The organism is Pseudomonas sp. TMW22089 (assembly GCF_022496645.1).
Taxonomy (GTDB): Bacteria; Pseudomonadota; Gammaproteobacteria; order Pseudomonadales; family Pseudomonadaceae; genus Aquipseudomonas; species Aquipseudomonas paraversuta.
Genome location: NZ_SCFG01000006.1, coordinates 163,632 through 184,480, shown reverse-complemented (window position 1 = coordinate 184,480; position 20,849 = coordinate 163,632). Strand labels below are relative to the sequence as shown.

General features: G+C 58.2%; 19 protein-coding genes. 12 read left to right on the top strand and 7 right to left on the bottom strand.

Annotation, left to right across the window (positions count from 1 at the left end):
• Positions 1 to 2 precede the first annotated feature (2 nt).
• The 4 genes from EQV90_RS08710 (at position 3) to EQV90_RS08695 (ending at position 3,085) form a co-directional block, all read left to right on the top strand.
• Entirely contained in the window at positions 3 to 1,298 is a 1,296-nt protein-coding gene (locus EQV90_RS08710; RefSeq protein ID WP_240877986.1) for a CynX/NimT family MFS transporter, read from the top strand.
• Positions 1,299 to 1,363: 65 nt separating this feature from the next.
• Positions 1,364 to 1,834, top strand: a complete 471-nt coding sequence (locus EQV90_RS08705) for a nuclear transport factor 2 family protein (RefSeq protein WP_240877985.1) — start codon at positions 1,364 to 1,366, stop codon at positions 1,832 to 1,834.
• Complete coding sequence (locus EQV90_RS08700; protein WP_029612406.1) at positions 1,831 to 2,106, top strand: GIY-YIG nuclease family protein; 276 nt, start codon at positions 1,831 to 1,833, stop codon at positions 2,104 to 2,106. The genes EQV90_RS08705 and EQV90_RS08700 overlap by 4 nt, the downstream gene beginning before the upstream one ends.
• A gap of 43 nt (positions 2,107 to 2,149) precedes the next feature.
• Positions 2,150 to 3,085 carry a glutathione S-transferase family protein gene (locus tag EQV90_RS08695; protein ID WP_240877984.1) on the top strand — a complete coding sequence of 312 codons (936 nt, stop codon included), beginning with the start codon at positions 2,150 to 2,152 and terminating at the stop codon, positions 3,083 to 3,085.
• A 507-nt stretch (positions 3,086 to 3,592) separates the two neighbouring features.
• Here EQV90_RS08695 and EQV90_RS08690 read toward each other — a convergent pair.
• Both EQV90_RS08690 and yejK read right to left on the bottom strand, forming a co-directional pair.
• The gene (locus EQV90_RS08690; RefSeq protein WP_010655994.1) at positions 3,593 to 3,943 is read right to left on the bottom strand and encodes a glutaredoxin family protein; all 351 of its coding nucleotides are present in this window, start codon (positions 3,941 to 3,943) and stop codon (positions 3,593 to 3,595) included.
• The gene (gene yejK / locus EQV90_RS08685; RefSeq protein ID WP_003440136.1) at positions 3,943 to 4,947 is read right to left on the bottom strand and encodes a nucleoid-associated protein YejK; all 1,005 of its coding nucleotides are present in this window, start codon (positions 4,945 to 4,947) and stop codon (positions 3,943 to 3,945) included. The genes EQV90_RS08690 and yejK overlap by 1 nt, the downstream gene beginning before the upstream one ends.
• Before the next feature lie 386 nt (positions 4,948 to 5,333).
• On the opposite strand from yejK, the gene EQV90_RS08680 reads away from it, so the two are divergent.
• Positions 5,334 to 5,615, top strand: a complete 282-nt coding sequence (locus tag EQV90_RS08680) for an HU family DNA-binding protein (protein ID WP_003440137.1) — start codon at positions 5,334 to 5,336, stop codon at positions 5,613 to 5,615.
• 166 nt (positions 5,616 to 5,781) lie between these two features.
• Here the strand turns inward: EQV90_RS08680 and rlmF are convergent, their stop codons facing one another.
• The 5 genes from rlmF to EQV90_RS08655 form a co-directional block, all read right to left on the bottom strand.
• The gene (gene rlmF / locus EQV90_RS08675) at positions 5,782 to 6,798 is read right to left on the bottom strand and encodes a 23S rRNA (adenine(1618)-N(6))-methyltransferase RlmF (RefSeq protein WP_003440138.1); all 1,017 of its coding nucleotides are present in this window, start codon (positions 6,796 to 6,798) and stop codon (positions 5,782 to 5,784) included.
• A gap of 98 nt (positions 6,799 to 6,896) precedes the next feature.
• Positions 6,897 to 9,743, bottom strand: a complete 2,847-nt coding sequence (locus EQV90_RS08670) for a valine--tRNA ligase (RefSeq protein ID WP_003440140.1) — start codon at positions 9,741 to 9,743, stop codon at positions 6,897 to 6,899.
• 173 nt (positions 9,744 to 9,916) lie between these two features.
• Positions 9,917 to 10,300, bottom strand: a complete 384-nt coding sequence (locus tag EQV90_RS08665; protein ID WP_003440142.1) for a hypothetical protein — start codon at positions 10,298 to 10,300, stop codon at positions 9,917 to 9,919.
• A 7-nt stretch (positions 10,301 to 10,307) separates the two neighbouring features.
• Positions 10,308 to 10,748, bottom strand: coding sequence for a DNA polymerase III subunit chi (locus EQV90_RS08660; RefSeq protein WP_003440143.1), 441 nt, complete (start codon positions 10,746 to 10,748; stop codon positions 10,308 to 10,310).
• 62 nt (positions 10,749 to 10,810) lie between these two features.
• Positions 10,811 to 12,301: a leucyl aminopeptidase gene (locus tag EQV90_RS08655; protein ID WP_003440147.1), complete on the bottom strand. Its 1,491-nt coding sequence runs from the start codon at positions 12,299 to 12,301 to the stop codon at positions 10,811 to 10,813.
• 318 nt (positions 12,302 to 12,619) lie between these two features.
• Here EQV90_RS08655 and lptF point away from each other — a divergent pair, with 318 nt between their 5' ends.
• From lptF to recO, 7 genes are all read left to right on the top strand, one after another.
• Positions 12,620 to 13,738: an LPS export ABC transporter permease LptF gene (gene lptF, locus EQV90_RS08650; RefSeq protein WP_003440150.1), complete on the top strand. Its 1,119-nt coding sequence runs from the start codon at positions 12,620 to 12,622 to the stop codon at positions 13,736 to 13,738.
• Positions 13,731 to 14,792, top strand: coding sequence for an LPS export ABC transporter permease LptG (gene lptG, locus EQV90_RS08645; protein WP_003440153.1), 1,062 nt, complete (start codon positions 13,731 to 13,733; stop codon positions 14,790 to 14,792). The genes lptF and lptG overlap by 8 nt, the downstream gene beginning before the upstream one ends.
• A 162-nt stretch (positions 14,793 to 14,954) precedes the next feature.
• Positions 14,955 to 16,754 carry a translation elongation factor 4 gene (gene lepA / locus EQV90_RS08640; RefSeq protein WP_029612404.1) on the top strand — a complete coding sequence of 600 codons (1,800 nt, stop codon included), beginning with the start codon at positions 14,955 to 14,957 and terminating at the stop codon, positions 16,752 to 16,754.
• Positions 16,755 to 16,759: 5 nt separating this feature from the next.
• Positions 16,760 to 17,614, top strand: coding sequence for a signal peptidase I (lepB, locus tag EQV90_RS08635; protein ID WP_010655992.1), 855 nt, complete (start codon positions 16,760 to 16,762; stop codon positions 17,612 to 17,614).
• Between the two features lie 261 nt (positions 17,615 to 17,875).
• Positions 17,876 to 18,565, top strand: a complete 690-nt coding sequence (rnc, locus tag EQV90_RS08630; protein ID WP_003440162.1) for a ribonuclease III — start codon at positions 17,876 to 17,878, stop codon at positions 18,563 to 18,565.
• Positions 18,558 to 19,460: a GTPase Era gene (era, locus tag EQV90_RS08625; RefSeq protein WP_010655991.1), complete on the top strand. Its 903-nt coding sequence runs from the start codon at positions 18,558 to 18,560 to the stop codon at positions 19,458 to 19,460. The genes rnc and era overlap by 8 nt, the downstream gene beginning before the upstream one ends.
• 692 nt (positions 19,461 to 20,152) lie before the next feature.
• Positions 20,153 to 20,842 (top strand): DNA repair protein RecO, encoded by a 690-nt coding sequence (gene recO / locus EQV90_RS08620; protein WP_010655990.1) that lies wholly within the window; start codon positions 20,153 to 20,155, stop codon positions 20,840 to 20,842.
• Positions 20,843 to 20,849 lie beyond the last annotated feature (7 nt).

Below are 20,849 nucleotides of genomic sequence, written 5' to 3'. Positions count from 1 at the left end.
CCATGCCGCGCAATGCCTCGCCATCGATAAACAATACCGAACCGGTGCGTCATCTGGATGATCTGGAGGAGTTGCTGATCGACGCCGAAGCCGACGACGAGCAAGTACAGCAAGCACCAGTGGCGGTGTTACGTCCCTGGCTGCTGCTGTTGGGTCTGGTGCTGGTGGCGTTGAACCTGCGTCCGGCGTTGTCGAGCATGGCGCCTTTGCTCTCACAAGTGTCTACCAGCCTGGGCCTGTCTGCTGCCCAGGCGGGCTTGTTGACCACCTTGCCTGTGCTTTGTCTGGGTGTGTTTGCGCCTCTGGCGCCGATTCTGGCCCGGCGCTTCGGTACTGAGCGGGTGGTGCTGGGTATTTTGCTGACGCTGGGCGGCGGGATTGTCCTGCGCAGCTACCTGGGGGAAGTCGGCCTGTTTGCCGGAAGTATTCTGGCGGGCGCCAGTATCGGTGTGATCGGTGTGTTGTTGCCCGGCATCATCAAGCGCGATTTTGCCGGACATGCCGGGACGATAATGGGGGTCTACACCATGGCCTTGTGCCTGGGGGCTGCCCTGGCGGCGGGTGCAACCGTGCCGTTGAGCAATTATCTGAAAGACAGCTGGGCGCTGGGGCTGGGATTTTGGGCGTTACCTGCGCTGGTGGCGGCCATTTTCTGGCTGCCCCAGGCCGGCAAGCGCCAGGGGGCGCACAAGGTGGCCTATCGGGTGAGTGGCCTGATACGTGACCCGCTGGCCTGGCAAGTGACGCTGTACATGGGTTTGCAGTCTTCTCTGTCCTACATCGTTTTTGGCTGGCTGCCTTCGATTCTGATGGGCCGTGGCCTGACCCCGACCCAGGCCGGGCTGGTGATGTCGGGTTCAGTCATTGTGCAACTGATCACGGCGCTGAGCGCTCCCTGGCTGGCGACGCGGGGCAAGGACCAGCGCCTGGCAATCGTATTGATGATGAGTATGACCCTGGCTGGCCTGTTCGGCTGTCTGTATGCACCGCTGGATGGCTTGTGGGGCTGGGCGATTGTGCTGGGTCTGGGGCAGGGCGGTGCATTCAGCCTGGCGTTGACCTTGATCGTGCTGCGCTCGCGCGATGCCCATGTGGCGGCCAATCTGTCGGGCATGGCCCAGGGGATCGGCTATACGGTGGCATCCATGGGGCCGTTGGCGGTGGGTGTGGTGCATGAAATGACCGGTGGCTGGAGTGCCGTGGGCTGGATTTTCGGGGTGATCGGCATCATCGCCATCGCCGCCGGGCTCGGGGCAGGGCGGGCGCTGTATGTGAATGCGCTGAGTGAAAAGATTTGAAGCCATAGTGTTTCGGCTCCTTGCAGATTATCTTTTGTAGACCCCTGAACCCCGCGGATCCTGCCATGAGCCAAGACCACCAAGCGTTGATTACTCGCTTCTATCAAGCTTTCCAGCGGCTGGATGCTGAGGCAATGAGTGCCTGTTACACCGAAGATGTATTGTTCAGCGACCCGGTGTTTGGTGAGTTGCGCGGTCGTCGTGCCAGCGATATGTGGCGCATGCTGACCTCGCGGGCCAAGGATTTCAGCCTGACCTTCGATCAGGTGCAGGCAGATGCCCAACGTGGCAGTGCGCATTGGGTAGCCACTTATATGTTTATCCCGACCGGGTTTACCGTTATCAACGATATTCAGGCGCGCTTTGTGTTTCGCGACGGAAAAATCTGCGAGCACCACGATCAGTTCGACCTGTGGCGCTGGTCGCGTCAGGCGCTGGGTACCAAGGGTTTGTTGCTGGGCTGGACGCCACTGGTGAAAAATGCCATTCGGGCTCAGGCGCGCAAAGGGCTCGAAGCCTTTGAGGCCAGTCGTTGAAGGTGAGTTCCAGACCCTGGTTTGTGTACCTGGTGCGGGCTGCTAACGGCTCGCTGTATTGCGGGATCAGTGATGATCCGGTGCGTCGTTTTGCCAAACATCAAAGTGGCAAGGGCGCGCGTTTTTTTGCTTCAAGCCCTGCCGTTGCCCTGGTCTATACCGAGTCCTGGCCCGATAAAGGTGAAGCGCTGCGTCAGGAACGACTGATCAAAAAGCTCAAAAAGAGTGCCAAGGAATGCCTGGTGCAAAGCCAGGCAGGGCAGTTTGATTAAGTGCGTTATGCTGCTGGCTTACTCTTTTGCGGCGGATAACTGAATGTCAGATTTGATTCTTCATCACTACGCGGCTTCCCCTTTCGCACAAAAGGCCCGCCTTCTACTGGGCTTCAAAGGGCTGTCCTGGCATTCGGTACATGTCCCGCCCATGATGCCAAAACCCGATCTGACGGCGCTGAGCGGTGGCTATCGCAAGACTCCGGTATTGCAGGTGGGGGCGGATGTCTACTGCGACACGGCTTTGATTGCGCGCCGGCTGGAGCAGGAGAAATCGACCCCCGCCCTGTTTCCTCTCGGTCAGGAAATGGTGGTCAGTGCCTTTGCTGCGTGGGCTGACTCGGTGGTGTTTCAACATGCGGTGAGCCTGGTGTTCCAGCCGGAGTCTGCCGCGGTACGGTTTGCCAAAATGCCCCCGGACATGCTCAAGGCGTTCGTGGCCGATCGCGCGGCATTGTTCAGCGGTGGCAGCGCCACCCGCATTCCCGCCGAACAGGCGGTATTGCAATGGCCAGTGATCATGGGCCGGCTCGAGCAGCAGTTGCAACACGAGCAGGGCGACTACCTGTTCGGTGAGCCCTCGATTGCCGACTTCGCGCTGGCGCACTCGCTGTGGTTCCTTAAAGCCACGCCGGTGACTGCACCTCTGGTTGATGCTTATCCGGCCGTTGCGGCCTGGTTGCAGCGAGTTCTGGACTTCGGCCAGGGCACACCGATTGAAATCACCGCCGAGCAGGCGCTGGCGATTGCCAAAGGCGTTGAGCCGGTTGCCTTGCCTGAGTTCGATTCGGCTTTTGGCTTCAGCAAGGGCCAGCGGGTTACGGTTGCGGCAACCGACTACGGGGTTGACCCGGTAGCGGGCGAGCTGGTCCATATCGGCGCAGAAGAGCTGGTAGTGCGTCGCGAAGACCCACGAACCGGGGTGGTGCATGTGCACTTTCCGCGGATCGGGTTTCGGATTGAGGCGGTGGATCAATAAGCTAGGGGCGCTTGAATCGCTGGCAAGCCAGCTTCCACAAAAGCAGCAGTGGTAATCGGTTTGCCTGAATTGCATCGCTGGCAAGCCAGCTCCCACAAAAGCAGCAGTGGTAATTGGTTTGCCTGAATTGCATCGCTGGCAAGCCAGCTCCCACAAAAGCAGCAGTGGTAATTGGTTTGCCTGAATTGCATCGCTGGCAAGCCAGCTCCCACAAAAGCAGCAGTGGTAATTGGTTTGCCTGGATTGCATCGCTGGCAAGCCAGCTCCCACAAAAGCAGCAGTGGTAATTGGTTTGCCTGAATTGCATCGCTGGCAAGCCAGCTCCCACAAAAGCAGCAGTGGGAATCGGTTTGCCTGGATTGCATCGCTGGCAAGCCAGCTCCCACAAAAGCAGCAGTGGTAATCGGTTTGCCTGGATTGCATCGCTGACCAGCTCCCACACACATTGTGGGAGCTGGCTTGCCAGCGATTAGATTCGGGAAATTACGGTTTTGCTGAGCAGCAGGGTTATTTCAACGCGGCCATTATCGCATCCGGGTTGAAGTCCCTGAGCAGTGTGCCGTTCACGTCCAGAATCGGAATTCCACGTCCGCCCAGTGCCTCATAGGCCTGGCGGGCGGCGGCATCCTTGTCTATATCAAACTCTTGATACGGGATGCCTTTCTGATCCAGAAAGCGCCGGGTGGCCTTGCAGTAGCCACACCACTCGGTGGAGTACAGCACCACCCGGGCACTGGCCCGGGTTTGCTCGGGCACCGCCGCCGAGGGGTCAAGCACTCGCTCGATCTTGCCCCAATTCTGAAAGATGACCACCACCACCAGAACAAACAGGACCTTCTTCAAGATGCCGTTGAGCATTACTTGTTGCGCTTGAGCTGGTCGAGCAACTGGGTGGGCAGGCCTTTGATGACCAGGGTTCCGGCTTCTTCGTCGAATTCGATCTTGGAGCCCAGCAGATGGGCCTCAAAGCTGATGGACAGGCCCTCGGCACGTCCGGTGAAGCGCCGGAACTGGTTCAGGGTGCGTTTATCTGCCGGGATCTCCGGGGACAGACCGTAGTCCTTGTTGCGGATATGGTCGTAGAAGGCTTTCGGGCGCTCTTCGTCGATCAGTTCGGACAACTCGACCAGGCCCATGGGTTCACCGATCTTGGCCTGGCTGCTGGCGTAATCCACCAGAGTCTTGGTTTTTTCCCGGGCCGACTCTTCAGGCAGGTCTTCGCTTTCGACGAAGTCGCTGAACGCCTTGAGCAGGGTGCGGGTTTCGCCGGGGCCGTCGACGCCTTCCTGACAGCCGATAAAGTCGCGGAAATACTCCGAGACTTTCTTGCCGTTCTTGCCCTTGATAAACGATATGTACTGCTTGGACTGCTTGTTGTTCTGCCACTCGGAAATATTGATCCGTGCGGCCAGATGCAACTGGCCCAGATCCAGATGCCGCGAAGGGGTGACGTCCAGTTCCGAGTTCACCGCCACGCCGTCGCTGTGGTGCAGCAGGGCGATAGCCAGGTAGTCAGTCATGCCTTGCTGGTAGTGGGCGAACAGCACGTGACCACCCACCGACAGGTTGGATTCTTCCATCAGCTTTTGCAGGTGCTCCACAGCCACGCGGCTGAAGGCGGTGAAGTCCGTGCCGCCTTCCAGGTATTCCTTGAGCCAGCCACTGAACGGGTGGGCTCCGGACTCGGCATGGAAAAAGCCCCAGGCTTTGCCTTGCTTGGCGTTGTAGCTCTCGTTGAGGTCCGCGAGCATGTTCTCGATGGCTTGGGACTCGGCCAGTTCAGAGTCGCGAGCGTGGAGAACAGCGGGCGTACCGTCGGGTTTTTTCTCAATTAAATGGACGATGCAATGACGGATCGGCATGGGTTTCTCGGCGAGTAATGAGAGGACAGGGTGCGCACCCCGCAAAGGCGTCAAGTGTACCCCACCTGAGCGCCGGGTCGGGGTTTGGGGCGCTTGAGACGGGTGTTGACGGTTTTTTTACGGTTTTAAGCCTATAAAGCTGACCAAATGGCTAGGTAGAGGCGGATATTTCGCTGTCTCTGTGCTAGTTTTGCCCGGTCTTGCGCTCGGAAACGGCGCAATGCATGCATTCAGCATGTGTCAGGTCGAACCAAACCCCGTTTTAGCTATCTACATCCGCGATTCGTCGTGAAAGCTGGCGGGTGTGCCAGACCCTTGAGATCTGGCTCGATGGCTGACATTGCACTCTGCAAACCAAATGAATTTGATAGGGAAGGAACATCTCAATGGCTATTACTAAAGACCAACTGATTGCCGATATCGCTGAAGCTATCGACGCGCCAAAAACTACCGCGCGTAACGCTCTGGACCAACTGGCCCAGATCGTTGCTGATCAATTGGAAAATGGCGGCGAAATCACTCTGCCAGGTATTGGCAAACTGAAAGTGACCGAGCGTCCTGCCCGCACTGGCCGTAACCCTTCGACTGGCGCTGCCATCGAAATCGCCGCCAAAAAAGTTATCAAGCTCGTTGTGGCCAAAGGCCTGACTGACGCTGTTAACAAGTAAGACTGTTTTAAAAAAGCCGCGCTTCGAATCACTTCGAAGCGCGGCTTTTTTTTGGGCGAAAATCCTGAAAACACCGTCTTCCCTTGTTGGAGCGAGCTTGTCTCGCGATCTTTTGATTTTGTAAAAGATCGCGAGACAAGCTCGCTCCTGCGGGGTTACAGGGTGCTTACTTCCAGTTCTTTTCGCGCCACATTTGCTGCTGGTCCTTGTCATGGAACGTCCAGGCTACAAAGCGGCTCTGCTTGTTACCCTGGGACATGTCGACGACCTGGCTTTCACGGGCACCGGCTTTTTTCAGCGCGGTCTGGATTGCCGGCAGGTTGGACGCCTTGGACACCAGTACGCTGAACCAAAGGATCTGACGGGCCACATGCACGCTTTCGCGGATCAGTTGGGTCACAAAGCGCTGCTCGCCGCCTTCACACCACAATTCGGCCGCCTGGCCACCAAAGTTCAGAACCGGCAGCTTGCGCTTGGGATCTGCCTTGCCCAGTGCGCGCCATTTACGCTCACTGCCGCGTGTAGCTTCGTCCAGGGAGGCGTGGAACGGCGGGTTGCACATGGTCAGGTCGAAACGCTCAGTGCTCTCCAGCAGGTCCAGCAGGATCTTCTGCGGGTTAGGTTGCAGGCGCAGGCTGATGGCTTTGTTAAGACCGTTGGACTGCACAATCGCCTTGGCCGCCTTGACTGCAGTCGGATCGACTTCAGTACCCAGGAACTGCCAGCGGTACTCGCTATGGCCGATCAGCGGGTAGACGCAGTTGGCGCCCATGCCGATGTCCAGCACGCGAACGTTCTGCCCGCGGGGGATTTCGCCGTCGTTCATGCTGGCCAGCAGGTCGGCCAGGAAGTGCACGTAGTCGGCGCGTCCCGGAACCGGCGGGCACAGGTAGTCGGCCGGGATGTCCCAGTGGGCAATGCCGTAGAACGCCTTGAGCAGGGCGCGGTTGAACACGCGTACCGCGGTCGGGTTGGCAAAGTCGATACTCTCTTTGCCGTACGGGTTGATGATGACGAATTCGGCCAGTTCAGGGCAGACCGAAATCAGTTGCGGGAAGTCGTAACGGCCCTGGTGACGGTTGCGCGGGTGCAGGCTGGGCTTGACGCGCGGCTCGGCCGGTTTGGCCTCGGCAGCGGACTTGGGCTTGTGGCGTGTGGCTTTGGAAGTGCGTGGGGTCGTCATGTTCAATTCATTCCACAAAAGCAATCGCGGGCAAGGCCGCCCCAGCAGGGTTGAACCCTGCGGGAGCGGCCTTGCCCGCGATCAGGTGCGCAGCGTTATTACAGGCTGGAAATCCGCGCGTGCTGTTCTGCCAGTTTGCTCAAGGCCTGTTCGGCTTCGGCCAACTTGGCACGTTCTTTCTCGATGACTTCGGCCGGAGCCTTGTCAACGAATGCGGCGTTCGACAACTTGCCGCCAACGCGGGCAACTTCGCCGTGCAAGCGCTGGATTTCCTTGTCCAGGCGCGCCAACTCTGCATCTTTGTCGATCAGGCCGGCCATTGGCACCAGCACTTCCATCTCGCCAACCAGAGCGGTGGCGGACAGCGGTGCTTCGGCGCCGTCTTGCAGCACGGTGATGGATTCGAGTTTAGCCAGCTTTTTGAGCAGGGCGTCGTTCTCGGTCAAACGGCGCTGATCTTCGCTGCTGACGTTTTTCAGGTACAGCTGCAAAGGCTTGCCAGGACCGATGTTCATCTCGCCACGGATATTGCGCGTGCCGAGCATCAGGCCCTTGAGCCATTCGATATCATCTTCGGCAGCCTGGTCGATGCGGGCTTCATTCGCCACCGGCCATGGTTGCAGCATGATGGTCTTGCCTTCGACACCGGCCAGCGGCGCGATGCGCTGCCAGATTTCTTCGGTGATGAACGGCATGAACGGGTGTGCCAGGCGCAAGGCCACTTCCAGTACCCGCACCAGGGTGCGACGCGTGCCACGCTGGCGTTCAACCGGAGCGTTTTCGTCCCACAGCACAGGCTTGGACAGTTCCAGGTACCAGTCGCAGTACTGGTTCCAGATGAACTCGTACAGGGCTTGAGCGGCGAGGTCGAAGCGGAACTGGTCGAGGTGACGGGTCACTTCGGCTTCGGTGCGCTGCAGCTGCGAGATGATCCAGCGGTCAGCCAGTGACAGTTCGTAGGCTTCGCCGTTCTGGCCGCAGTCTTCGCCCTTGTCCAGCACGTAGCGCGCGGCGTTCCAGATCTTGTTGCAGAAGTTGCGATAGCCTTCAACGCGGCCCATGTCGAACTTGATGTCGCGACCGGTGGATGCCAGCGAACAGAAAGTGAAGCGCAGGGCGTCGGTGCCGTAGCTGGCGATGCCGTCAGCGAATTCGTCACGGGTCTGTTTTTCGATCTTCTTCAGCAGTTTTGGCTGCATCAGGCCGGTGGTGCGTTTGGCCACCAGGTCTTCGAGCTCGATGCCGTCGATGATGTCCAGCGGGTCCAGGACGTTGCCCTTGGACTTGGACATCTTCTGGCCCTGACCGTCACGTACCAGGCCGTGTACATACACGGTCTTGAACGGAACTTGCGGGGTGCCGTCTTCATTTTTCACCAGGTGCATGGTGAGCATGATCATCCGGGCAACCCAGAAGAAAATGATGTCGAAGCCGGTAACCAGCACGTCAGTTGAGTGGAAAGTTTTCAGCGCGTCGGTTTTTTCCGGCCAGCCCAGGGTGGAGAACGTCCACAGACCCGAACTGAACCAGGTGTCGAGCACGTCGTTGTCCTGTTGCAGCGCAACATCCGGGCCCAGGTTGTTCTTGGCCCGGACTTCGGCTTCGTCGCGGCCTACATAGACCTTGCCCGACTCGTCGTACCAGGCCGGAATCCGGTGGCCCCACCACAGCTGACGGCTGATGCACCAGTCCTGGATGTCGCGCATCCACGAGAAGTACATGTTTTCGTACTGCTTGGGTACGAACGCGATGCGGCCATCTTCAACGGCGGCAATGGCCGGTTCAGCCAACGGCTTGGTCGATACGTACCACTGATCGGTCAGCCACGGCTCGATGATGGTGCCCGAACGGTCGCCCTTCGGTACTTTCAGCGCGTGATCGTCGACGCTCACCAGCAGGCCTGCGGCCTCGAAGTCGGCGACGATTTGCTTGCGCGCTTCGAAGCGGTCCAGGCCGGCATACTTGGCCGGCAGGGTGCCGTCGATGGTTTCGTTCAGTTTGCCGTCGAGGTTGAACACCTGGGCGGCAGGCAGTACCACCGCGTTTTTGTCGAAAATGTTCAGCAGCGGCAGGTTGTGGCGCTTGCCGACTTCGTAGTCGTTGAAGTCGTGGGCCGGCGTGATTTTCACACAGCCAGTGCCGAATTCAGGATCGCAGTAATCGTCAGCAATGATCGGGATGCGACGGCCAACCAGTGGCAGCTCGACGAATTTGCCGATCAGGGCCTTGTAGCGTTCGTCTTCCGGGTTTACCGCAACGGCAGCATCGCCGAGCATGGTTTCCGGACGGGTGGTTGCAACTACCAGGTAGTCCAGGCCTTCAGCGGTTTTGGCGCCATCAGCCAGCGGGTAGCGCAGGTTCCACAGGAAACCTTTCTCGTCGTGGTTTTCCACTTCAAGGTCGGAAATGGCGGTGTGCAGCTTGGTGTCCCAGTTGACCAGGCGCTTGCCGCGATAGATGAGGCCGTCTTCGTGCAGGCGCACAAAGGCTTCCTTCACGGCTTCGGACAGACCGTCGTCCATGGTGAAGCGTTCGCGGCTCCAGTCTACGGACGAGCCAAGGCGACGAATCTGACGGCTGATGTTGCCGCCGGACTGATCTTTCCATTCCCAGATCTTGTCCAGGAACTTCTCGCGGCCCAGGTCGTGGCGGTTCAGACCTTGTGCTTCGATCTGACGCTCAACCAGCATCTGGGTAGCGATACCCGCGTGGTCGGTGCCCGGCTGCCACAGGGTGTTGCGACCCTGCATGCGGCGGAAACGGATCAGGGCGTCCATGATCGCGTTGTTGAAGCCGTGGCCCATATGCAGGCTGCCGGTGACGTTCGGCGGCGGAATCATGATGGTGTACGGGTCGCCCGCGCCTTGCGGGGCGAAATAATTCTGTTCTTCCCAGGTTTTGTACCAGGAAGTTTCAATGGCGTGCGGCTGGTAGGTCTTATCCATGCGCGGCGGGACCCTATTGGCATTAATTCAGGAAAGCCGGCAAGTATAGCGGGGCGGGAGGCAGAGGGCGAGTTGTGCAGGGAACCTATTGCTTCTGCGGGAACGCTGCAGGGTAAAACCTGTGGGAGCTGGCAAGTCAGCTCCCACAGGAGCGGCATGTGCTACATCGCCGATCAGCTCTGATGCTGGGCGAGCAAGCGCTCCATATGTGCATCGAGGCGGCGTTTGATTTCGGTTTCGATGTGCGGGGCGAAGTCGTTGATCACGTCTTGCATGATCGCTTGCGCCGCAGTGCGCAGCTCTTTGTCCAGATGAACCAGCAGTGCGTCCGGCGCTTTTTCGGCTTTGGGGGCTGGCGCTATGCCGGCCAGCGGTATTTGCGCAGGTTCGGGCTCTTCGCTGATCACTTCAGAGAGCAACGGAATTTGCGCTTCTTCGCCACCCACCATTTCAGTCAGCAGGGGAGGTTGCAGATCTTCATCTCCCAGCAGCTGGCGAATGGATTCAAGATCATCGAGCAGGTGTGCGGCTTTTTGCGGCGAATTGGAGGTGTCCATCGTGTGCTCAGAGTCGTTGTAGCTTGTGGTCTTGCAGAGGATAGCCCTGTTCACGGTAGAAGCGGAAACTCTCCCGTGCGGCCAGTCGGACGGCGGGGTCTTCGACCACGACTTCAGCCACGCGGGCGAAGCGTTTGAAGAATTCGGGGACTTTAAGGTCCAGGTTGATCAGTAAATCCTGATGGCTGGCTGGTGCCTCGCCCAGGCCCATGAGTATCACGCCATCGGGCTGGTCTTCAGCGTTGCTGTGGGGGACGAAGCTTTCGCCCTTGAAGCGCCACAGACGCTCATCCAGATCCTGGCGTTGCGCTGCATCGCTGCAGTGCAGGTACACCCGGTGCCCGAGGCGCCAGGCTTTGTCCGCGAGTTTGCAGGCAAAATCCAGGCGTGCCGAAGGGTCGGCGCTGGGAAGGATATAAAAGTCGACTTTGCTTAATTCTGGGGTCATTGCAATTCCTGAATCGGGGCCGCGCCGCTATTAATAAGCAGCGCAGCCTTCGATTGTCAGCTTCAAGCGTTGGCGCGATCCAGCAGGTACTGAGTCAGCAGTGGCACAGGGCGGCCGCTGGCGCCCTTGTCCTTGCCGCCGCTGACCCATGCGGTACCGGCGATGTCCAGGTGCGCCCAGTGGAAGGCCTTGGCAAAGCGCGACAGGAAGCAGCCGGCAGTGATGGCGCCGGCTTTAGGGCCGCCGATGTTGGCCATGTCGGCAAACGGGCTGTCCAGTTGTTCCTGGTACTCGTCGAACAACGGCAGCTGCCAGGCGCGATCGTCGGCTTGCTTGCCGGCTTCCAGTAGCTGGCCGATCAGTTCGTCGTTGTTGCCCATCAGGCCCGAGGTGTGAGCACCCAGTGCAACCATGCAGGCGCCGGTCAGGGTGGCGATGTCGATCACGGCCTGGGGCTTGAAACGTTCGGCGTAGGTCAGGGCATCGCACAGCACCAGACGGCCTTCGGCGTCGGTATTAAGGATTTCCACGGTTTGCCCGCTCATGGTGGTCACGATGTCGCCCGGACGCGCCGCGCCGCCGCTTGGCATGTTTTCGGCACAGGCCAGAATGCACACCAGGTTGATCGGCAGTTTCAGCTCGAGCACGGCGCGCAGGGTGCCGAACACGCTGGCAGCACCGCCCATGTCGTACTTCATTTCATCCATGCCGGCACCCGGCTTGAGGCTGATGCCGCCGGTGTCGAAGGTGATGCCCTTGCCGACCAGTACAAACGGCTTCTCGGATTTCTTGCCGCCCGAGTAGTTCATCACGATCAGGCGTGGCGGCTGGTCGCTGCCCTGGCCGACGGCGTAGAACGCGCCCATGCCCAGGTCCTTGATTTTTTTCTCGTCAAGGATCTCTACTTTCAGGCCTTTGTGTTCCTTGCCCAGCTCTTTGGCCTGTTCGGCCAGGAAAGTCGGGTGGCAGATGTTGGGCGGCAGGTTGCCCAGATCGCGGGTGAACGCCATGCCGCTGGCAATGGCCTGGGCGTGGGTAACGCCACGCTGAACTTCAGCCTGTGCAGCCTTGATGGTCAGCAGGGTGATTTTTTTCAGGGCGCGGGGTTCTGCTTTCTGGCTTTTGAAACGGTCGAAGCTGTATTCGCCGTCGGCCAGGGTTTCTGCCAGCAGGCGGGTTTTACCGTAGCTGTCGCGACCCTTGACCACCAGTTCGTCGAGCGCCAGCACGGCATCACTGCCGCCCAGGCCTTTGAGTACGTTAAGTGCGGTGCTGATGATTTTGCGGAACGGACGGTCGCCCAGTTCTTCATCCTTGCCGGTGCCCAGCAACAAAACGCGTTCGGCTTTCAGGTTCGCCAGGCTGTGCAGCAGCAGGCTCTGGCCGGTTTTGCCGGTGATGTCGCCACGCTTGAGTACGGCGCTGATGGCGCCGCCGGTGAGTTCGTCAATGGCCTTGGCGGTGTGGTCGAGCTTGCGGCCTTCACCGATGGCGACCACGAGAGTGGCCGTTTTCAACGTTTCTGGGCTGACGCTTTTTACAACCAGTTCCATGTCCGGGTCCCTGAATCAAATGGTCAACGTGCGCACAAACGGCAGTGTTTGCTTGCCTGATAAATGAGGCGCCTCACCTGTGATCCAGGCGGGCGTCAAGGCAGGCAGTTTGAACCCCGTCAGTCGGGCCTGACAACCCTCGCTTGCGCGCATATTGCAGCTTTGAATACTTGGGTGAGCAAGCGCAGTGACAGGCGGGGTCATTCACAGGATAATGCGCAATCTTTTTCAATGGCCCGGCTCATCCATTTGAGCCTGTGTCGACTGGTTATGTCGCTTGTTTGGCCGCCTTAGCCTGACGACCCTGGAGTGTCTGGTTTGATCGTCTTCCGTTATCTGTCCCGCGAAGTCCTGCTTACATTGAGCGCTGTCAGCGCTGTGCTGCTGGTCATCATCATGAGCGGTCGTTTCATCAAATACCTGGCCCAGGCTGCATCCGGGGCTATGGATCCGAGCTCGTTGTTCTTGATCATGGGCTTTCGTCTTCCGGGCTTTATGCAGCTGATTCTGCCTTTGGGGCTGTTTCTGGGCATTTTGCTGGCATACGGGCGCATGTATCTCGAAAGCGAGATGACCGTGCTGTCGGCCACCGGTATGAGTCAGCAGCGCTTGCTGGGCATTACCATGGTGCCGGCTGTCATCGTCGCCCTGATTGTGGCCTGGTTGAGCCTGAGCCTGGCCCCGCAAGGCGCCAATCAGTTTCAGCTGCTGCTGAACAAGCAAGATGCGCTGACCGAATTCGACACGCTGGAGCCGGGCCGCTTTCAGGCATTGAATGACGGTTCGCGGGTCACTTATACCGAACAGTTGACCAATGACCGGACCCACCTGAACGGGGTGTTCATTACGCAGAAGCCCGCGGCTCAGAACGGCAAGGATCGTGGCATTACCGTGCTGGTGGCAGAGAAGGGGCGTCAGGAAGTGCGTGCCGACGGCAGTCGCTGGCTGATTCTGGATAACGGTTACCGTTATGACGGTAACCCGGGGCAGGCCGACTACCGTGCCATTCAGTACGACACCTATGGTGTGTTGCTGCCCAAGCCTGATGTCAGCGATGAAGTGACCGACCGCGATGCGATGCCGACCATGGATCTTGTCGGTAACCCGGATATTCGTGCGCAAGCCGAACTGCAATGGCGTTTTTCCATGCCGCTGCTGGTCTTTATCGTGACGCTGATCGCGGTTCCGCTGTCTCGCGTCAATCCGCGTCAGGGGCGCTTCCTCAAGCTGTTACCAGCCATTCTTCTTTATATGGCGTATGTGACCGCTTTGATTCTGGTCCGCGGTGCCCTGGAAAAAGGCAAGATTTCACCGGCGCTCGGTTTGTGGTGGGTGCATGGCCTGTTCCTGATCATTGGCCTGTTGTTGTTTTACTGGGAGCCTTTGCGCTTGAAACTGGCGAATCGCCGTAGCGTGAAGGAGATGGCCCGTGGTTAAGCTCGATCGCTATATTGGTAAAAGTGTGTTCCTGGCGATCCTGGCGGTAACCGGGATCATTCTGGGGCTGGCGTCGCTGTTCGCGTTTATCGATGAGGTAAAGAGCGTCTCCGATACCTACACGATCATGGACGTTTTCAGTTTTGTCATGCTGACAGCGCCGCGCCGCATGTACGAAATGTTGCCGATAGCGGCGCTGATCGGCTGCCTGATTGGTCTGGGCAGTCTTGCGAGCAACAGCGAACTGACGATCATGCGTGCGGCCGGTGTGTCCACCGGGCGTATTGTCTGGGCGGTCATGAAGCCAATGCTGGTGCTGGTGCTGGCCGGCATCCTGATCGGCGAGTATGTCGCCCCGGCAACTGAAACCGTTGCCCAGGCCAACCGTGCACTGGCCCAGGGTGGCGGTGACGCACAAAGCTCCAAGCATGGTCTGTGGCATCGCCAGGGTGATGAGTTCATCCATATCAACGCTGTTCAACCAAACGGCATGCTGTTGGGCGTAACCCGCTACCGGTTTGATAAAGAACGTCATCTGCTGTCGGCGAGTTTCGCCAAGAAGGCCCAGTTCGACCAGGATCAATGGCTGTTGAGCGATATTGCAACCACGGTTTTCCATGAGCGCAGCACTGAAGTCATCAAGGTGCCTGAAGAGCGTTGGGATGTTTCGTTGAGTCCGCAGTTGCTCAATACCGTGGTCATGGCTCCGGATGCGCTGTCCATCAGCGGCCTGTGGAATTATATCCACTACCTGAAAGATCAAGGTCTGAACAACGGCCGTTACTGGCTGGCATTTTGGGTGAAAGTGCTGCAGCCACTGGTTACGGCGGCGCTGGTATTGATGGCCATCTCCTTTATTTTCGGGCCGTTGCGTTCCGTCACCCTGGGGCAGCGCGTGTTTACCGGTGTATTGGTGGGCTTTGCTTTCAAAATCGCGCAAGACTTGCTGGGGCCGGCCAGTCTGGTGTTTGGCTTCTCACCGCTGTTTGCGGTACTGCTGCCGGCCGGTATTTGTGCGCTGGCCGGTATCTGGCTGTTGCGCCGGGCACGTTGATGAACTGCTCTTGATGCAATCAGAAGCCTCTATCACGCGATAGGGGCTTTTTTGTGCGGGGCTATTGGCCTGCGGACGTGACGCTTGGCGCGCGGATCAGGTACAATTCCCGGCTATTTTTCGGCGGGCAGTCTGCCTGCGACTTTTTTTGAGTGTTGACCCGTGAGTGATTTGAGTCATATCCGCAATTTCTCCATCATCGCCCACATTGACCATGGCAAGTCGACGCTGGCCGATCGTTTTATTCAGATGTGCGGCGGCCTCGCCGAGCGCGAAATGGAAGCCCAGGTTCTGGACTCCATGGACCTCGAGCGCGAGCGCGGGATCACCATCAAAGCCCACAGCGTCACCCTGTATTACACGGCCAAAGACGGCAAAACCTATCAGCTGAACTTCATTGATACCCCGGGCCACGTTGACTTCACCTATGAAGTCAGCCGGTCTCTGGCGGCGTGTGAAGGTGCGTTGCTGGTGGTCGATGCCGGGCAGGGCGTAGAAGCCCAGTCCGTAGCCAACTGCTACACCGCCATCGAGCAGGGCCTTGAGGTTATGCCGGTCTTGAACAAGATCGACTTGCCCCAGGCCGATCCTGATCGCGTCAGGGATGAAATCGAAAAAATCATTGGTATCGATGCCACTGATGCCGTGACATGCAGCGCCAAAACCGGCCTGGGCGTCGACGAAGTGCTTGAGCGCCTGGTGCAGACCATTCCTGCGCCGACCGGCAACTACGAAGATCCGCTGCAAGCGTTGATCATCGACTCCTGGTTCGACAACTACCTGGGCGTTGTGTCCCTGGTTCGCGTGCGCCACGGCCGCGTGAAAAAGGGCGACAAGATCCTGGTCAAGTCCACCGGCAAGGTGCATCTGGTCGACAGCGTGGGTGTGTTCAACCCCAAGCACACCGCGACCACTGATCTGAAAGCCGGTGAAGTAGGCTTCATCATCGCCGGTATCAAGGACATTCACGGTGCGCCAGTGGGCGACACCCTGACCTTGAGCTCCACCCCGGATGTTGACGTACTGCCAGGTTTCAAGCGGATTCAGCCGCAGGTCTACGCGGGCTTGTTCCCGGTCAGCTCTGACGACTTCGAAGACTTCCGTGAGGCCCTGCAAAAGCTCACGCTGAACGACTCGTCGCTGCAGTACACCCCGGAAAGTTCCGACGCCCTGGGCTTCGGCTTCCGTTGCGGGTTCCTCGGCATGCTGCACATGGAGATCATCCAGGAGCGCCTTGAGCGCGAATACGACCTGGACCTGATCACCACGGCGCCTACCGTAATTTTTGAGCTGCTGCTCAAGACCGGTGAAACCATTTATGTGGATAACCCGTCCAAGTTGCCGGACGTGTCCTCCATTGAAGACATTCGCGAACCTATCGTTCGTGCCAATATCCTTGTGCCTCAAGAGCACCTGGGTAACGTCATTACCCTGTGCATTGAAAAGCGCGGCGTTCAGCATGACATGCTGTTCCTCGGCTCCCAGGTGCAAGTGACTTACGATTTGCCGATGAACGAAGTGGTTCTGGACTTCTTCGACCGTCTCAAATCCACCAGTCGCGGCTATGCTTCGCTCGACTACCATTTTGACCGTTATCAATCGGCCAACCTGGTCAAGCTTGATGTCTTGATCAACGGCGAGAAGGTTGACGCACTGGCTCTGATCGTTCACCGCGACAACGCTCACTACAAAGGGCGTGCGCTGACCGAGAAGATGAAAGAGCTGATTCCGCGTCAGATGTTCGATGTGGCAATTCAGGCTGCCATTGGTGGCCAAATCATTGCGCGCTCGTCTGTTAAAGCGCTCAGAAAAAACGTACTGGCCAAATGCTACGGTGGTGACGTTAGCCGTAAGCGCAAGCTGTTGGAAAAGCAGAAAGCCGGTAAAAAACGCATGAAGCAAGTGGGTAACGTGGAAATTCCACAAGAAGCCTTCCTTGCAGTGCTCAGGTTGGATAGCTAGGTCCTATGTCACTAAATTTCCCGCTGTTGCTGGTCATTGCTGTTGCCGTGTGCGGTTTGCTGGCGCTGCTCGATTTGGTCTTCCTGGCACCTCGCCGGCGCAAGGCCATTGCCAACTATCAAGCCAGTGTTACACCGGCTGATGCGCAGGTAATCGAAAAGCTCAACAAGGAACCGTTGCTGGTTGAATACGGCAAATCGTTCTTCCCTGTGTTGTTCATCGTGCTGGTATTGCGTTCGTTTCTGGTTGAGCCGTTCCAGATTCCGTCCGGCTCGATGAAGCCAACCCTGGATGTGGGCGATTTCATCTTGGTGAACAAATTTTCCTACGGGATCCGCTTGCCGGTTCTCGATACGAAAATCATCGAGGTGGGTGATCCGAAGCGGGGCGATGTGATGGTGTTTCGCTACCCGAGCGATCCGACGGTCAACTACATCAAGCGTGTAGTCGGCCTGCCGGGCGACAAGATTCGCTACACCAGCGACAAGCATTTGTACGTCAACGATCAACTGGTTGCCGAGCAACTGGTGGGAACGGAGCCGGGCACCCTGGGCAGCGCGGAGCTCTACAAAGAGAAGCTGGGCGAAGTCGAGCACATGATCCGCAAGGAAATGAGCCGTTATCGCGCGCCGCCTGACAAGGAGTGGACGGTTCCGGCCGGTCACTACTTCATGATGGGTGACAACCGCGACAACTCGAACGACAGCCGTTACTGGGATGATCCGAACATTCCCAAAGACGAACTGGGCATGGTTCCCGACAAGAATATCGTCGGCAAGGCCTTCGCTGTCTGGATGAGCTGGCCGGAACCCAAGACAAGCAACCTGCCGAACTTCTCGCGGGTTGGATTGATCAAGTAGCCAAGACGGCGCTGTTAATAACAGCGCCGAATGCTTTTCAGGCGTCCGAATAAATTCGGAGGTCAGCGGTTCTTAAGGTCGTCATGCCGCTTCAGGCATGCCGGCCAACAGTATTCAGGATGTGGATTTGAACAAAGCGTTAAGTGTGACGGCGGCGAACAGCCTGTTCCCTGTCCATTTGCTATGCGATAAACGAGCATCACTGATCCCTAATATCGGTCCGGTGGTGACATTCGGCCACGAACTCAGCGTGGGTAAATCGTGAGTTTTTCTTTAGAGCGTTTAGAGCGTCAGCTCGGCTATACCTTCAAAGACCAGGAGCTGATGATTCTGGCCCTGACACACCGCAGTTTCGCGGGGCGCAATAACGAGCGTCTCGAGTTTCTGGGGGATGCCATTCTTAATTTTGTAGCCGGCGAAGCGCTGTTTGACCGCTTTCCGCTGGCCCGGGAAGGCCAGCTGTCGCGCTTGCGTGCCCGCCTGGTAAAAGGGGAAACCCTGGCCGTCCTGGCCCGTGGTTTTGAACTGGGCGAGTATCTGCGCCTGGGCTCGGGTGAGCTCAAGAGCGGTGGTTTTCGCCGTGAGTCGATTCTGGCCGATGCCCTCGAAGCGCTGATTGGCGCCATTTACCTGGATGCGGGCATGGATGCCGCCCGTGACCGCGTACTGGCCTGGCTTGCCAGCGAGTTCGAGACCCTGACCCTGGTCGACACCAACAAAGATCCAAAGACCCGCCTGCAAGAGTTCTTGCAGTCACGTGCCTGTGATCTGCCACGTTACGAAGTGGTAGATATCCAGGGCGAACCGCATTGCCGCACATTCTTCGTTGAGTGCGAAATTGCCCTATTGAATGAAAAAAGCCGGGGTCAGGGTGTGAGCCGTCGTATTGCCGAACAGGTAGCGGCCGCCGCAGCACTGATAGCCCTTGGCGTGGAGAATGGCCATGACTGATTCAACTGCAACACGCTGTGGCTATGTCGCCATTGTTGGTCGACCAAACGTGGGTAAATCCACACTGCTGAACCACATTCTGGGTCAAAAGCTGGCGATCACTTCGCGCAAGCCACAGACCACCCGCCACAACATGCTGGGGATCAAGACCGAAGGCAACGTGCAAGCGGTCTATGTCGATACCCCGGGCATGCACAAAGGTGGCGAGAAAGCCCTGAACCGCTACATGAACAAAACTGCATCGGCTGCGTTGAAAGACGTTGATGTGGTGATTTTTGTCGTTGATCGCACCAAGTGGACCGACGAAGACCAGATGGTCCTCGAGCGTGTCCAGTACGTGACCGGTCCTTTGATCGTGGCCCTGAACAAGACCGATCGCATTGAAGACAAAGCCGAGCTGATGCCGCATCTGAGCTGGCTGCAGGAACAACTGCCGAACGCCCAGATCATTCCGATCTCCGCTCAGCATGGTCACAACCTTGAAGCCCTTGAGCGTGTGATTGCCGATCATCTGCCGGAGAACGAGCACTTCTTCCCGGAAGACCAGATCACTGACCGCAGCAGCCGCTTCCTGGCCGCAGAGCTGGTACGTGAGAAAATCATGCGCCAGATGGGTGCCGAACTGCCGTACCAGATCACTGTCGAGATCGAAGAGTTCAAGCAGCAGGGCAAAACCCTGCACATCCACGCATTGATTCTGGTTGAGCGTGATGGCCAGAAGAAAATCATCATTGGCGACAAGGGCGAGCGTATCAAGCGCATCGGTACCGAAGCGCGCAAGGATATGGAACTGCTGTTCGACTCCAAAGTCATGCTTAACCTGTGGGTGAAAGTGAAAGGCGGCTGGTCCGACGACGAACGCGCCCTGCGTTCCCTGGGCTACGGCGACCTGTAACAGGCTGTAATCTGCGGCGCGACAATCGCTGGCAAGCCAGCTCCCACAAAGACTTGCGTGGGTTGGCAGGTTAGCTCCCGCAAGGTCAGATCAAGGCCTGTGTGGGTTAGCAGGTCAGCTCCCACAAGGTCAGTTCAAGACTTGTGTGGGGTGGCAGCTCAGCTCCCACAAGGTCAGTTCAAGACTTGTGTGGGTTGGCAGGTCAGCTTTCACAAGGTCAGTTCAAGACTTGTGTGGGTTGGCAGCTCAGCTCTCACAAGATCAGTTCAAGACTTGTGTGGGCTGGCAGGTCAGCTCCCACAAGACAGGTTCAAGACTTGTGTGGGCTGGCAGGTCAGCTCCCACAAGGTCAGTTCAAGACTTGTGTGGGCTGGCAGGTCAGCTCCCACAAGACAGGTTCAAGGCTTGTGTGGGTTGGCAGGTCAGCTCCCACAAGATCAGTTCAAGACTTGTGGGCTGGCAGGTCAGCTTTCACAAGGTCAGTTCAAGACTTGTGTGGGTTGGCAGCTCAGATCCCACTAGATAGGTTCAAGACTTGTGTGGGCTGGCAGGTCAGCTTTCACAAGGTCAGTTCAAGACTTGTGTGGGTTGGCAGGTCAGCTCCCACAAGACCGGTTCAAGACCTGTGGGAGCTGGCTTGCCAGCGATGGCTCCCTGGAAGTCGTCCAGGGTTTTCAGGATTAACACTGTCCATGTCCAGCAAAACCCCCATCCCGCAACTCGCTTACGTTCTGCACAGTCGCCCCTATCGTGAAACCAGTGCCCTGGTGGATTTCCTCACGCCCCAAGGCCGGCTGCGGGCGGTGCTGCGCAGTGCGCGCGGAAAGGCCGGGACTCTGGCGCGGCCCTTTGTCCCGCTGGAGATCGAGTTTCGTGGGCGTGGCGAGCTGAAAAACGTCGGACGCATGGAAAGCGCCGGTATTTCAACCTGGCTCAATGGCGAAGCGCTGTTCAGCGGTCTCTACCTTAACGAGCTGCTGATTCGCCTGTTACCTGCTGAAGATCCGCATCCCTCGATATTCGATCATTACGCGGCGACCTTGTTGGCGCTGGCTGAAGGCCGGCCGCTGGAGCCTTTGCTGCGGGCCTTTGAATGGCGTTTGCTGGATGACCTGGGCTACGGCTTCTCATTGTCGCTCGATATCCATGGCGAGCCGGTGCAGGCAGACGGCCTGTATCGGTTGCAGGTGGATGCCGGGCTGGAGAGGGTATGGCTGCAGCAGCCCGGGCTGTTCCATGGCGAGCAATTGCACGCCATGGCTGAGGCTGACTGGAGTGCACCGGGGGCATTGCTGGCAGCCAAGCGCCTGATGCGCCAGGCATTGGCGGTGCATCTGGCAGGCAAGCCGCTGGCCAGTCGTGAGTTGTTTCGCAAGCCCTGAATAGACC

Coding starts and splice junctions, on each gene's coding strand:
- EQV90_RS08710 (WP_240877986.1), top strand. CDS start 3: ATGCCGCGCAATGCCTCGCCATCGATAAACAATACCGAACCGGTGCGT.
- EQV90_RS08705 (WP_240877985.1), top strand. CDS start 1,364: ATGAGCCAAGACCACCAAGCGTTGATTACTCGCTTCTATCAAGCTTTC.
- EQV90_RS08695 (WP_240877984.1), top strand. CDS start 2,150: ATGTCAGATTTGATTCTTCATCACTACGCGGCTTCCCCTTTCGCACAA.
- EQV90_RS08690 (WP_010655994.1), bottom strand. CDS start 3,943: ATGCTCAACGGCATCTTGAAGAAGGTCCTGTTTGTTCTGGTGGTGGTG.
- yejK (WP_003440136.1), bottom strand. CDS start 4,947: ATGCCGATCCGTCATTGCATCGTCCATTTAATTGAGAAAAAACCCGAC.
- EQV90_RS08680 (WP_003440137.1), top strand. CDS start 5,334: ATGGCTATTACTAAAGACCAACTGATTGCCGATATCGCTGAAGCTATC.
- rlmF (WP_003440138.1), bottom strand. CDS start 6,798: ATGACGACCCCACGCACTTCCAAAGCCACACGCCACAAGCCCAAGTCC.
- EQV90_RS08670 (WP_003440140.1), bottom strand. CDS start 9,743: ATGGATAAGACCTACCAGCCGCACGCCATTGAAACTTCCTGGTACAAA.
- EQV90_RS08665 (WP_003440142.1), bottom strand. CDS start 10,300: ATGGACACCTCCAATTCGCCGCAAAAAGCCGCACACCTGCTCGATGAT.
- EQV90_RS08660 (WP_003440143.1), bottom strand. CDS start 10,748: ATGACCCCAGAATTAAGCAAAGTCGACTTTTATATCCTTCCCAGCGCC.
- EQV90_RS08655 (WP_003440147.1), bottom strand. CDS start 12,301: ATGGAACTGGTTGTAAAAAGCGTCAGCCCAGAAACGTTGAAAACGGCC.
- lepB (WP_010655992.1), top strand. CDS start 16,760: ATGTCACTAAATTTCCCGCTGTTGCTGGTCATTGCTGTTGCCGTGTGC.
- era (WP_010655991.1), top strand. CDS start 18,558: ATGACTGATTCAACTGCAACACGCTGTGGCTATGTCGCCATTGTTGGT.
- recO (WP_010655990.1), top strand. CDS start 20,153: ATGTCCAGCAAAACCCCCATCCCGCAACTCGCTTACGTTCTGCACAGT.